A 12591-nucleotide genomic window follows, 5' to 3' on the forward strand; every position below is an offset into this window, starting at 1 on the left:
TGCCGGCCGCCGGCCGCCGTGAGCGGGGCGCTCGCCGGCGTCGATGTTTCACGGGAAACATGGCGTCCAGAGCGCCGGCGGCCCATCTTGGCCATCACCGGAGACGACGAATCCCCTTGACCAGCAAGGGGATTCGTCAGCTGAAGGCGTTGCGTTGGCCGGTCGGGTCAGCGGTGCGCGGCGAGGTAGGCGCGCAGGTCGCCGAGGTGCAGGACCCCGGTCTTGGCGGTGTCGTCGTCACCCAGGTAGAGCCGCTGGAGGCTGACGAGCACGGCCTCGGCGAGGGTGTCGCGGAAGGCCGGGTCGGCCAGCCGGGCTGCGTCGGCGGGGTGCGAGAGGTACCCGGCCTCGATGCGGACCGCAGGCATCGTCGTCTGCTGGAGCAGGGTCCAGGAACGCCCGTGCGAACGGCAGTTGGCGAGCCCGGTGCGGGCGACGATCTCGCGCAGCACGAGGTCGGCCATGTGCTCGCCGATGGCCGACCAGGACGTCGTCCGGTCGCGGCCGAAGAAGAACGTGGCCACCCCGCTGGCGTCGGCGGCGTCGTGCGAGTCGGCGTGCAGCGACAGCAGCAGGTCGGCGCCGGCGGCGTTGGCGATGGCCGCGCGCTCATCCTCGGTGGGGCAGGTGTGCTCGGTACGGGTGTAGACCACCGCGACACCGATGGCGGTCAGGCGACCCTCGATGCGGCGGGCGAGGTCCATGACCAGGTCGGCCTCGACCAGTCCGTTCGCAGCGGCCCCGGTGTTGTCGCCGCCGTGCCCGGGGTCGAGCACGACGGTGCGCCCGCTGAGGTTGTGCCCGGAGCGACGGACCCGCTCCCGCTCGCGCAGCACGTTGGCGGAGCCGCCGGACACCGAGCGTCGCAGGTCCTCGAACGCGCGCAGCGTCTCCGGGCCCACCGACCCGTCCCCGGGCAGGCCGTAGGCACGCTGGAAGCTGCGCACGGCGCGCTCGGTCTCGGGGCCGAACCGTCCGTCGACCCGGCCGGAGGCGAACCCGAGCGTGTTGAGCCGTTCCTGGAGCGCCACGACGTCCTCACCGCGCAGCAGGTGGCCGGGCGTGTGGACGAGGATGCGGTCCCCCAGGGTCCAGCGGGCGCCGTCGATGGCGCCGAACGTCTCCACGCCCACGACACCGTCGACGATGAGGCCCTTGTGCTGCTGGAAGGCGCGCACGGCACGCAGGAGGCCCTCGTCATACACGTCGGGGTCGGGGGAGCCGGCCATCAGCTCGGTCAGCTCGGGCAGGTCGTCCGAGGCGAGGGCGGCGAGCCGGGTGCGGACGTCGAGCACCGCGGGTCCGCGGCTCCCGAGGCCGAGCAGGCCGTTCTTGCTGTCGGACACGCAGCCTCCTCGCGGAACGTGGTCGGGACCTCGTCGAGGTCGGCATCGGTGCAGGTCAGGGGTGGTCCGCAGGAGCGAGCCGGGATCCTGCCGCAACCGGCCGGACGGGGTGGGACACAGGTGGCCGGCCGTCCGGTGGGGTCGGCGCGGCCGGGTCGTGCAGGGACCGACTCTAGGTCAGCGGAGGGGGTTCATCCAACCGACACCGCTGGACGAGGACCCCTCGGAACGCGTCAGCCGGCCGGCCCCGAGGGGGTCGGCCGGCTGACGGACGCCTCAGTTGAGGTAGTCGGCGAGCTCGCGGACGAGCTTGGGCTTCGGCATGGCGCCGACGAGGGTCTTGACGACCTCGCCACCGACGTAGACGTTCAGCGTCGGGATGCCGGTGATGCCGTAGCGCGAGCTGACGGCGAGGTTCTCGTCGGTGTTGAGCTTGACGATGTCGATCTTGTCGGCGTGCGCGATGGCCAGCTCCTCGAGGACCGGGGCGACGGCGCGGCAGGGGCCGCACCAGGGTGCCCAGAAGTCCACCAGGACCGGCTTGTCGTTCTGGAGGACGTCGGCCTCGAAGGTGGCGTCCGTGGTGTCCTTGATGGCTCCCACTCGGGGGCTCCTTTCGGTGGTGCTGCGGTTGGGGAAGGGGTCGTGCGGTCGGTCAGTGGGTGAGCGCGGGCTCGTCGACGAGCGCCGCGTCGGTGGCCGGTGCCCCGGCGTGGTCGCGGTCGGCCAGGAAGCGCTCGGCGTCCAGGGCCGCCGCACAGCCCGAACCGGCGGCGGTGATCGCCTGCCGGTAGGTGTGGTCGACCAGGTCGCCGGCAGCGAAGACGCCGGGCAGGTTCGTCAGCGTGGTGCGACCTTCGACGAGCACGTACCCCTCGTCGTCGAGCGACACGACGTCCTTGACCAGCTCGTTGCGCGGGTCGTGGCCGATGGCGACGAACAGCCCCGTCACGGGCAGCTCGCGCGTCTCGCCGGTCACGGTGTCGCGCAGCGTGATGCCGGTGAGCTTGGCGTCACCGTGGATGGCCTCGACGGCGGAGTTCCAGGCGAACTTGATCTTGTCGTTGGACAGGGCCCGCTCGGCCATGATCTTGGAGGCGCGCAGCTCGTCACGACGGTGGACGATCGTCACCGACCTCGCGAACTTGGTGAGGAAGGTGGCCTCCTCGACGGCGGAGTCGCCACCGCCGACGACGGCGATGTCCTGGTCACGGAAGAAGAATCCGTCGCAGGTCGCACACCAGGAGACACCGTGCCCGGAGAGGCGCTTCTCGTCGGGCAGGCCGAGCTCACGGTAGGCCGAGCCCATCGCGAGGATGACGGCGTGCGCACGGTAGGTGTTGCCCTCCGCGTCGACCACGGTCTTGATCTCGCCCTCGAGGTCCACCGACTCGACGTCGTCGGTGATGATCTCGGCGCCGAAGCGGTCGGCCTGGGCCCGCATGTTCTCCATCAGGTCCGGACCCATGATGCCGTCGCGGAACCCGGGGAAGTTCTCCACCTCGGTGGTGTTCATCAACGCGCCACCGGCCGTCACGGCACCCTCGAAGAGCAGGGGGGCCAGGTTGGCCCGGGCGGCGTACACGGCGGCGGTGTAGCCCGCCGGGCCGGAGCCGATGATGATCNGCGAGTACAGCCCCTTGTGGTCGAGAAGGAGGTTCACCGCTACATACGGTGCTGATGTCTGCAACCGATCGTAGGGCCTGAATGTTCCTCGCCGGGCCGCGGCAGGCCGCGGTCGACGGGTGATTCCGCCGCTCAGGGGACGGGGACCGGCCCGGCGATCACGACGGGGTGCGTGGCGTCGCAGTCGCGACCCACGGCGTACACGCTCTGGCCGGTGTCGCCGCTGACCAGCGCGACCACGGCGGGGCGTCCGTCGTAGGTGCCCACGTCGCCGACGACGGGCATCCACGGAGCCACCCCGAGGGCGGTGAGGCAGCCGCGCAGGCCCTGCGGGTTGGTGGCGGCGTCCGCCTTGAGGGGGCTGGCAGCGCTGAACCCCTGGCTGAGCATGCTCCGCGCCTGCCTGGTCAGCTCCGTGGAGGTGTATGCGGTGCCGGTGGAGGCCAGGGCGATGGCCCCGGTCCCGCCAGCCGCACGGCTGTCCGCACCGGTGGCGGCGCCCTCGGGACCCGACGCGGCGGACTTCGCCGCACCGGCCGAGGCGTCGTCGGCGCTGGACGAGCCACCTCTGCTCAGCGAGGCCATGAGCTCGCCGGGGCCGGTGCCCAGCATGGCGGGGACGGCGACGGCCACGGCGGCGACCGCGGCAGCGACCAGGCCCACCTTGGCCCACAGGGGACGGCGTCGACGCAGCGGGACGACGGTGCGGTCACCGGCGGCCGACCGGGACTGCTGCTCGGCCGCGATCGAGGCGTTGATGCGGTCGACGAGGTCGGCAGGCATCGGTCCGGGGTCGCCGAGCCCGGCGAGGAGGGCCCGGATGCCGGTGGGGTCGTCCTGCTCGTCGGGTCGACCGGGCGGCACGGGCGGGGTGGTCACCACGAGAACCTCCGGACGGGTCGGGCCGCGACAGGGCGGAGCGGGGGACGTGCAGGTCGGTGGGAGCAGGCGGCGCCGGTGCGACGGGCACGACAGGGGCTCCATGGGTACGACGTCACGGCTGCCCCGATCGTTCCCGGAGCATGGCTGCCATCGCCTCGCGTCCCCGGCTGCACCGTGACTTCACGGTGCCCTCGGCGACCTCGAGCACCGCAGCCGCCTCGAGCACCGAGAGCCCGTGCATGTCGACGAGCACGAGCGCCATCCGTTGGCCCTCGGGCAGCCGGTCGAGGGCCTCGCGCACGTCCAGCCGGGTGTCCACCGAGGCGTGGGCGTCCCGTTTGTCCGCCAGCTCGTACTCCGGCAGCGGGGAGGTGGGCTTGTCGCGCCGGAGCCGGTCCAGGCACGCGTTGACGACGATGCGGTGCAGCCAGGTGGTCACGGCGGCGTCGCCCCGGTAGGACCCTGCCCGCCGGAAGGCCGAGATGAACGCGTCCTGGACGCAGTCGGCGGCGAGCTCGGGGTTCCGGGTGGTGCGCAGGGCGACGGCCCACATCCGGTCGCGGTGGCGGCGGAACAGCTCCCCGAAGGCGTCGGGGTCACCGGCCAGGTGTTGGCGCAGCAGCTCCCGGTCGTCGCGCTCGTGCAGGGGAGTGGTGCCCATGGGAGTGACCGTCCGCCGCCGCGCGGCTCAGCGGACCGTGACCTCGGCGAGCGTGGCCCGGAACCTGCCGTCGGAGACCTGGGACACCTTGGTGAACCAGACGAAGACGTACTGCCCGGAGACCGGCTTCTTGGCCTTGACCGTGACCGAGCCGTCCTTGCCCTGGGAGGTGCCGAGCTCGGTCGCGTTGTCGAGGGTGCGGTCCTCGCCGACGTAGACCGTGACGTCGGACGTGTCGGGCAGGACGAGGTCGACCTCGGAGACCTTGCGGACCTGGCCGAGGTCGACCCGGACGCCGACACCCTTCTTCAGGCCGCCGAGGTTGGCGCTGGCGTAGCCCTCGGAGCTCCAGAAGGTGTCGTCCTTGCCGTCGAAGACCCGGGGGGCCTCACCGTTGCGCTCGGCGTTGTCGCCCTCGGGGTCGAAACCGGTGGCGCTGAGGATGGCGAACGGCTCGCCCCCGGTGGCGGTGTCCGACGGCTGCGACGTCTGGGTCTGGCCGGGGGGCACGGTGACGGTCGTGGACGCCGTGGCCGTGACGGTCGGCTTCGAGGTGCCCCCGAACAAGATGTTGCTCCTCGAGCCGATGGTCGAGGCGCCCCAGAAACCCAGGACCGCGACGACCACGAGGAAGGTGGCCACGATGCCCAGCACGATCCCGGACTGGTCGCTGCTGCGCTGGGTCGTCTCCTGCGACAGCATCGGCAGCGGCGGGTCGAGCGGTTCGTCGTTCTCCACGAGGGCCTCGTCGAGGCTGATCCGGCGGGACTCGGCGCGCTCGGCAGCCGCCTCCTTCGCGGCCTTGCGGTCGGCGGCCTTGTCGGCGGCGGCCTTGGCGAACGACCCGACCTTGTGCGCCGCGGCACCGGCCGCGTGGCCGGCGGCGGTGCCGGCCGCTCCCAGCGCCAGGCCGACGGCGGCGGCCGGGCCCTCCTGGTGGGTCTGCGGGGAGCCGGCGGCGGTGCCGCCGTCCGGGGTGGTGGCGGTCGCGGCGTCGGTCCCGGTGGCGGTCCCGGTGGCAGGGACGGCCGGGGCGTCGCCCACCCCGCCCGCGGGCAGGGTCTGCGTCGACTGGTCCGTCGGCGCGGCGAGGACCTGGGTGGCCTGGTCGAAGGGTGCGGCGCCCGGCTCCTCGGCCGCGGCCTCCCGTGGCAGGTCGGCCATGGGCAGGGCGATGGTGCGTTCGACCCCGTCGTCGGGGCGCGGGGAGCTGCCTCCGAGCCCGACCACCTGGGTCGGCGCCCAGGGGGCGATCTGCGAGGCGAAGTCACCGGGGCTGAGGGGGCCCTGGTCGTCGTTGAGGGTCAGGCGGCACAACGCGTCGAGGTCGCCGGGGACGCCGGCCGCGATCTCCGAGGGGGCGGCCACCCCGCCGACGACTCGCGGCGCGCTCTCCACACCGGGCACGGGGGTGGAGAGGGGCCAGCGGCTGGTCAGCGCTGCATACGCGATGGCCACCACGCCCACGGCGTCGAGGCGGGCGGCGGTCGCGGAGTCGACGTCGTCGTCGGAGGCCATCGCGGCGGCGGTGGCGACGCCACGGACCTTGATGGTGCCGTCGGGGGCGCGCAGGACCGAGTGGGGCGTGAGGCGCAGGTGGTGCAGGCCGCGGGAGCGAGCCGCTTCGAGACCGGTCGCGGTCTCGCCGGCGATCCGACGCGCCTCCTCGGCGGGCAGGCCGCCCTGCTCGAGGATCTGGGCGAGGGTGTGGGCCTCGGGGATGGCCTCCTCGACGTAGAAGGCCGTGCCCTCGGAACGACCCACGTCGAGGACGCGGACCAGCCGGTGGTTGTCGAGGCCCGCGGCGCGGCGGGCGGCGTCGAGGGTGGCGGGGGCGTGGGCGTCGTCCTCGCCGAAGCAGACGACGACGACATCGCGTTCGAGGGTGGTGTCGTGGGCCGACCAGCGCTCTGCGTGCGGCAGCTTCTCCAGCCTGCGCTGCACGGCGTACCGGCCGCCCAGCACCGTCGAAGGCCCGACCCCGTGCACGCTGCCTCCTGTTCGTTCGTCGACGTGGTCGACGTCCTCGTTGCCGTCCGGGTTGCCCCTGCGCTGCGCTGTCATCCTAGGGTCTGCGCACCTCAGGGTGAGCGACGACGCAGCCGACGCACGACCGGGTCGAGCAGCTGCGAGGCCTCCCGCACACGCATGGCGTGGGCGAGCCCCAGCGCGGCCGCGGCGAAGGCCAGTCCGGCGACCACGGTCACCACGAGGCGTCCGGCGAACCCGCTGTCGGTGACGCCCTGGCCGAGCCGCAGGACGAGCCAGCCCACCGCGGCGGCGAGCACCGAGGCGATGGCGAGCCGGACATACACCTGGATCGCGGAGGCGAGCCGCAGCCTGCCGAGCTTGCGGCGCAGCAGGAAGAACCCGAGCAGGGCCGCGAGCAGGTTGCTCACGGTCTGGCCGATGCCGACGACCACCCCGGCCTGGTCCGGGCCGGCGACGATGATCGCGACGTTGAACGCGGTGGCGACCACGGTGACGAGCAGCTGGAGGAGGAACGGGGTGCGGGCGTCCTCGTAGGCGTAGTAGACGCGCTGCACGAGGTAGAGCCAGCCGTAGGGGACCAGGCCGAGCAGCATCGCCATGAGGACGTGCGCGACACCGCGGACCTGCTCGGGGTTGTTGCTGAACAGCAGGACGCGCAGCACGGGCTCGGCGAGCAGGATGCCGCCGACCGTGGCGGGGACGAGCAGGACGGCGGGCATCCGCAGCCCGCGGCCGAGGTCGTCGACCACCTCGCCGACCCGACCGGCGTGGACCGACTTCGACACCCGCGTGAAGAGCGCCGTGACGAGGGAGACGGTGACCAGCGAGTGCGGCAGCATGAAGAACAGGAAGGCCGTGCTGTAGGAGTACTTGTCGGTGCTGCCGGTGAGGACCCGCGAGGTGACGATGAAGCCGAGCTGGCTGACCGCGACGGCCGCGAACGTCCACACCGCCACCTTCGACGCCGAGCGCAGCCCCACGCCGCGGAACCCCCACACCGGGCGGAACCGGAAGCCGATCCGGCGCAGCGGCATCACCAGCGCGAACGCCTGCGCCGCCACCCCGAGGGTGGCCGTGCCGGCCACGAGCCAGATCATCGTCGGCGTCCACGCTGAGACGCCGGCCTCGGCGGGCAGCCCGCCGAGCAGGAACGCCCCGAGGCCGAGCATGCTCACGATGTTGGCCAGGGCCGGTGCCCACATGTATGCCGCGAAGTGGCCGCGGGCGTTGAGCACCTGACCGAGGAGGGTGTAGAGCCCGTAGAAGAAGATCTGCGGCAGGCAGATGAACGCGAAGGCGGTGCTCAGCGCGAGGGTCTGGTCGGACCAGCGCGAGGTCGCGTTGATCTGGACGAGGAACGGTGCCAGGGCGGTGGCGACCACGGTGGCGACCGCCATGAGGGCGATCGAGAGGGTCAGCAGCCGGTTGACGAACTCGTCGCCGCCGTCGTCGTGGTGGGCGGCCTTGGTGATCTGCGGGACGAGGACGGCGTTGAGGACGCCACCGGCGAGCAGCAGGTAGAACTGGTTCGGCAGGGTGTTGGCGACGTCGAAGGCGTCACCGGTCACCGCGAAGCCCATGACGGCGGCGAGCATGACCGACTTGGCCATGCCGAGGACGCGGGAGACCACGGTCCCCGCGGCCATCACCGCGCTGGAACGGGCCAGGCTGCGTTCGCCCTGCTGGGACGTCTCGCTCATCCGCGTGCCTCCACGGTCTGGGGGTCGGCACCGGGGCCGCGGTCGGTGCGGCTCGGTCGCCGCCGGACCGTGCGCACGATACCGAGGGCGATGACCAGCGCTGCCACCCCACCCAGGACGAGGTAGACCCAGTTGCCGGTGGGGGTGACGTGGACCTGGACGTCGGCGCCCTGCCCGACGACCGTGCCGTCGGGGGTGGTGAGCGTCGTGCGCAGCGGCACGAGGCCCGCCGCCAGGGCGGTGACGCTGACGTTGACCGTGGCCCGGCTGCGCGGGCCGATCCGCAGCACCGACGGCTGGCTGTCGATCTGCAGACGGGGGTTGGACGCCTCGACGGTGAGCTTGACGTTCTCCACCGGCACGTCGAGGTCGTTCGTCACCGTGATCTGCAGCCGACCGGAGTCCGCGAGGAAGTTGATGGTGCCGGCACTGACCTTGACCGCGGTCGTGGTCTGCCGGGTGGCGGCGGTGACCCGCCCGCTGAGCGTGTTCCAGGCCGTGGGGGCCGAGCGCCAGCGGGTCGAGAACAGCTGTTCGGCGGCGCGGGTCCAGGTGCGCGCGAACTCGTCGCCGTCGTCGCGGATCTGGGCCACCCCCCGCACCGTGCGCAGGGTGCGGTCGAGCTCGGCGACCCGGGCCCCGGTGAGGACCGGCTTGCTGCCCGTGGTCACCGGCGTCGTCGGCCGGGTCACCGGAGCGGCCTGGGTCGTCGCCGTGCGCCGGGCCTGCGCCAGCTGGGCGCCGGTCGTCGACGGGGTCAGCCACGGCAGCGTCTGCACGGTGTCGAAGAACCGCCGCGTCGCCTCGGGGTCGGGGTTGAACGAGCGCGGGGCGACGACGAACACGGATCGTCCGGCCGTCCCGGGCAGCTCGCCCAGCAGGGCCGCCGTGTCGGCGATGAACTGCTGCGTGCTCAGCAGGGACTCCTGCGGCGACGTGGTGCGCCCGAGCAGTGCGCTGAGGGAGTCGTCGTACGCCAGCAGGGGCAACCCGGTCGTGCTCCGCTGGACCGCGCCCGGGGTGAGGCCGTTCAACCCGGACGGCAGGGCGTTGCTCGAGGCCACCTGCCCGGCCAGCGAAGGCACGCGGAAGAGCTGGCGCAGCCCCGACTCCGCCCGGGCGGTGTACGTGCCGTCGGCCGGCCACGCGATGTCGGCGCGGCCCCCGAGGGCGTCAGCGGCCTCGTCGGAGCGACCGACGAGCTCGCGGACCAGCCCGGTCGCCCCGGCCTGGCCGACGACCGCACCGAGGTCGGCGTCCGTGTCCGGCAGGACCCAGGGCGTGTGGCTGCGGGCCTCCTGGGTGATGCGGTCCTCGGTCGCCGTGCGCAGGACGCGTTCCTGGGTGCCGGTCTGCCCGGCGTCGATGGGGTCGGGCAGCAGAGACGGGGTGAGGCTGGGGTCCAGCGCCCAGGTCACCGGGGCGTCCTGGGTCGCGTCCAGCACCCGGGTCACCCGCGAGGACGCGTCCAGGGCCGAGGTCCACGCGGTCTCCCGGGCGGTGCCGCTCGCGCCGAACAGGTCGGGGTCGGGGTCGAGGGTGAGCGGGACGGCCCACGAGATCGACAGCGGTTGGTACTGCTTGATCCGCTGGTAGCCCGCGAAGGTCCGCACCGCGCTGGTCCCGGACTCCACGCTGAGGGGGACGGCGCCGTACGTCGCGTCGGTGCGGAGGGAGGCGACTCCCTCGATGCTGATCCGGAACCCGGCCGCGGTGCCGGGCGCGACGTTCCCCTTGAGGCGGGTCTGGCCGATGACGTCGCCGCGCGCCGGACCGGCCTGCGCCGCCCAGTCGCGGACGGCCGCCCGGGTGTTGGCGAGGGTGCCGGCCACCACCCGAACGGTCGGGCGGGCCAGGGGGGTGGTGCCGTCGTTGCGGATCGTCCCGGTGACGACGAGCGCCTGGCCGGGGGCCACGACGGCCGGGCTCACGCCGGTGAGCTGCACGACGGCGTCGGCTGCTGCGGCTGCCGGCCGCCCGGCCGCCGCTGTGGTGGTCGTGGTGGTCGCGGTGGTCGTGGCGGTCGCGGGTATGGCGCGGACGGCCGGTGCGGTGGGGCCGGCCGCGGCGGTGGCGTGGGGGGTGAGCAGCGCGGGCAGCACCAGGGCTGCCGCGGCGAGCACGCGGCATACCGGGACGCGCACCATCACCCGTCTCCGGCCAGACGGTGCCAGGCCTGCCTGGCGATGCGACGCTCGTTCGGGAAGGTGAGGTGCTCGTGGGCCTCCCGCAGTGGGAGCCACGCGACGTCGACCGCTTCGTGGTCGGGGTCGTTCTCGATGGTGAGCCGGCCGCCGGTGGCCTCGAGGAGGTAGTGGTGCACGAACTTGTGCACGCGGTGGTCGCTCGTGGCGAACCAGTAGTCGATGGTGCCGAGCTCGGTGAGCACCCGGCCCTCGATGCCGGTCTCCTCGGCGACTTCGCGCTCGGCGGTCTCGGGGAGGGTCTCGTCGTTCTCGCGGTGGCCCTTGGGCAGGCACCACTCGATCCGCCCGGCCCGGTTGCGGCGGGCGATGACCGCGATCCGGGCGATCCCGTCCTGCACGTCGACGACGATGCCGCCGGCGGAGCGTTCCTCCACGGCGGGAAGGCGCGCGCGGCTGGGGGCCAGCCGTTCCGGATCGCGCGCAGGGGAGGTCACGCTGTCACTCTAACGAGCGCCTAGGCTTGTCCCTCGTGTCCACCGCTGATCCCCGCGAGCCGAAGGCTGGCCCTCCCGCCGCCCTGCCGGAGCTGTTGCGGGCGGCGACGGCCCACCTCGCCCCGGTGGTGCCGCTGCTCACCGAGCTGGGCGAGCTGTTCGCCGCCGCCGGGCACGAGCTGGCCCTGGTCGGTGGCCCGGTGCGCGACGCCTTCCTCGGGCGCGTCTCGCCCGACCTGGACTTCACGACCAGCGCCTCGCCCGACGAGTCGCTGGCCGTCCTCAAGCCCTGGGCCGACGCCCACTGGGACATGGGTCGCGAGTTCGGCACGGTGGGGGTGCGTCGCGGCGACCTGACCGTCGAGGTGACGACCTACCGCGCCGACGCCTACGACGGGCAGACCCGCAAGCCCGTGGTGGCGTTCGGCGACAACCTCGAGGACGACCTGGTCCGACGCGACTTCACGGTCAACGCGATGGCGCTGCGGCTGCCCTCGATGGAGTTCGTCGACCCGCACGACGGGCTCGCCGACCTCGCCACGCGGACGCTGCGGACACCGGGCACCCCCGAGGTGTCGTTCGGTGACGACCCGCTGCGGATGATGCGGGCCGCGCGGTTCGCCGCCCAGCTCGGTGTGGCGGTGGCGCCCGAGGTGCGCTCGGCGATGGAGCAGATGGCGGGCTCGATCGAGATCGTGTCGGCCGAACGCGTCCGCGACGAGCTCACCAAGCTGCTGCTCGCCCCGACCCCGCGTCCCGGGCTGAGGCTGCTCGTGGAGACCGGCCTCGCCGACCACGTGCTCCCCGAGCTGCCCGCGCTCAAGCTCGAGATCGACGAGCACCACCGGCACAAGGACGTCTACGAGCACTCGCTCACCGTGCTCGACCAGGCCATCGCCCTCGAGGGACCGGCCGACGGCCCCCCGGAGTCGGTGCCCGGCCCTGACCTGTGGCTGCGGCTCGCGGCCCTGCTCCACGACATCGGCAAGCCGGCGACCCGGCGGTTCGAGGAGGGTGGCGGGGTCTCCTTCCACCACCACGAGGTCGTCGGGGCCAAGCTCGCGTCCAAGCGGCTCAAGGCGCTGCGTTTCGACAAGGACACGGTGAAGGCGGTCGCGCGCCTCACCGAGCTGCACCTGCGGTTCCACGGGTACGGAGACGGCCAGTGGACCGACTCCGCCGTGCGCCGCTACATCACCGACGCCGGCCCCCTGCTGCCGCGACTGCACCGCCTGACGCGGTCCGACTCCACGACCCGCAACGCCCGCAAGGCTGCCCGGCTCTCGAGCACCTACGACGCCCTCGAGGTGCGCATCGCCGCGCTCCAGGAGGCCGAGGAGCTGGCGGCCGTTCGACCGGAGCTGAACGGCAACGAGATCGCCGAGGTGCTCGGCATCCGTCCCGGGCCCGTGCTCGGACGCGCGTACTCGTTCCTCCTCGAGGTCCGCCTCGACCAGGGGCCCATCGGCCACGACGCGGCGGTGGCCGCGTTGCGCCGGTGGTGGGCCGACCAGCCCGAGTCCGCCCCCCGGACTGACGCGGACTGACGCGGACTGGCGCGGGTTTCGCCGCCCGCAAGGCGCCGGTGGCGCGGCATACCGCGGGTTGTCGTCCCACGGGTTGCCCCGCAACCGGCGTTGTGGGCGGGTTGCGGCGGGAGGAGACGGGGTTGTCCCGCGCGGGCCGGGACCCAGGGGTCGGCGGGGCTGCGTGAACAGGCATCGGTGCAGGCCAGCGGTCCTG

At 73.3% G+C, this 12591-nt stretch carries 10 protein-coding genes; 1 reads left to right on the top strand and 9 read right to left on the bottom strand.

All coding sequences use genetic code 11. The features are described from left to right. Window positions 1-167: 167 nt before the first annotated feature. The 9 genes from ASD62_RS11595 to ASD62_RS11635 all read right to left on the bottom strand — a co-directional run bounded on the left by ASD62_RS11595 (window position 168) and on the right by ASD62_RS11635 (window position 10848). On the bottom strand, window positions 168-1346 hold the full coding sequence (locus ASD62_RS11595; RefSeq protein WP_082580752.1) for an N-acetylmuramoyl-L-alanine amidase: 1179 nt from the start codon (window positions 1344-1346) through the stop codon (window positions 168-170). A 276-nt stretch (window positions 1347-1622) separates the two neighbouring features. Then, window positions 1623-1949, bottom strand: a complete 327-nt coding sequence (gene trxA / locus ASD62_RS11600) for a thioredoxin (protein WP_056916091.1) — start codon at window positions 1947-1949, stop codon at window positions 1623-1625. A 52-nt stretch (window positions 1950-2001) separates the two neighbouring features. Further along, on the bottom strand, window positions 2002-2970 hold the full coding sequence (trxB, locus tag ASD62_RS11605) for a thioredoxin-disulfide reductase (RefSeq protein ID WP_235530689.1): 969 nt from the start codon (window positions 2968-2970) through the stop codon (window positions 2002-2004). A gap of 134 nt (window positions 2971-3104) precedes the next feature. Further along, entirely contained in the window at window positions 3105-3851 is a 747-nt protein-coding gene (locus ASD62_RS11610) for a hypothetical protein (RefSeq protein ID WP_056916093.1), read from the bottom strand. 115 nt (window positions 3852-3966) lie between these two features. Continuing rightward, the gene (gene sigM / locus ASD62_RS11615; RefSeq protein ID WP_056916094.1) at window positions 3967-4515 is read right to left on the bottom strand and encodes an RNA polymerase sigma factor SigM; all 549 of its coding nucleotides are present in this window, start codon (window positions 4513-4515) and stop codon (window positions 3967-3969) included. 27 nt (window positions 4516-4542) lie between these two features. After that, complete coding sequence (locus ASD62_RS11620; protein ID WP_056916095.1) at window positions 4543-6579, bottom strand: protein kinase family protein; 2037 nt, start codon at window positions 6577-6579, stop codon at window positions 4543-4545. Window positions 6580-6596: 17 nt separating this feature from the next. Beyond that, a complete protein-coding gene (murJ, locus tag ASD62_RS11625) occupies window positions 6597-8207 on the bottom strand; it encodes a murein biosynthesis integral membrane protein MurJ (protein WP_056916096.1) in 1611 nt (536 codons plus the stop codon). Beyond that, a complete protein-coding gene (locus ASD62_RS11630) occupies window positions 8204-10354 on the bottom strand; it encodes a DUF6049 family protein (RefSeq protein WP_157581445.1) in 2151 nt (716 codons plus the stop codon). Before ASD62_RS11630 ends, murJ begins: the two co-directional genes overlap by 4 nt. Continuing rightward, a complete protein-coding gene (locus ASD62_RS11635) occupies window positions 10354-10848 on the bottom strand; it encodes an NUDIX hydrolase (protein WP_056916098.1) in 495 nt (164 codons plus the stop codon). The genes ASD62_RS11630 and ASD62_RS11635 overlap by 1 nt, the downstream gene beginning before the upstream one ends. Before the next feature lie 83 nt (window positions 10849-10931). Here ASD62_RS11635 and ASD62_RS11640 point away from each other — a divergent pair, with 83 nt between their 5' ends. Next, on the top strand, window positions 10932-12395 hold the full coding sequence (locus tag ASD62_RS11640) for a CCA tRNA nucleotidyltransferase (protein WP_369818816.1): 1464 nt from the start codon (window positions 10932-10934) through the stop codon (window positions 12393-12395). The last annotated feature ends 196 nt before the right edge of the window (window positions 12396-12591 follow it).

The organism is Phycicoccus sp. Root563 (assembly GCF_001427915.1).
Lineage (GTDB): Bacteria > Actinomycetota > Actinomycetes > Actinomycetales > Dermatophilaceae > Pedococcus.

Bases quoted from the DNA above. Each gene is read 5' to 3' on its own strand.
- sigM (WP_056916094.1), bottom strand. From the start codon at position 4,515: ATGGGCACCACTCCCCTGCACGAGCGCGACGACCGGGAGCTGCTGCGC.
- ASD62_RS11620 (WP_056916095.1), bottom strand. From the start codon at position 6,579: ATGACAGCGCAGCGCAGGGGCAACCCGGACGGCAACGAGGACGTCGAC.
- murJ (WP_056916096.1), bottom strand. From the start codon at position 8,207: ATGAGCGAGACGTCCCAGCAGGGCGAACGCAGCCTGGCCCGTTCCAGC.
- ASD62_RS11630 (WP_157581445.1), bottom strand. From the start codon at position 10,354: ATGGTGCGCGTCCCGGTATGCCGCGTGCTCGCCGCGGCAGCCCTGGTG.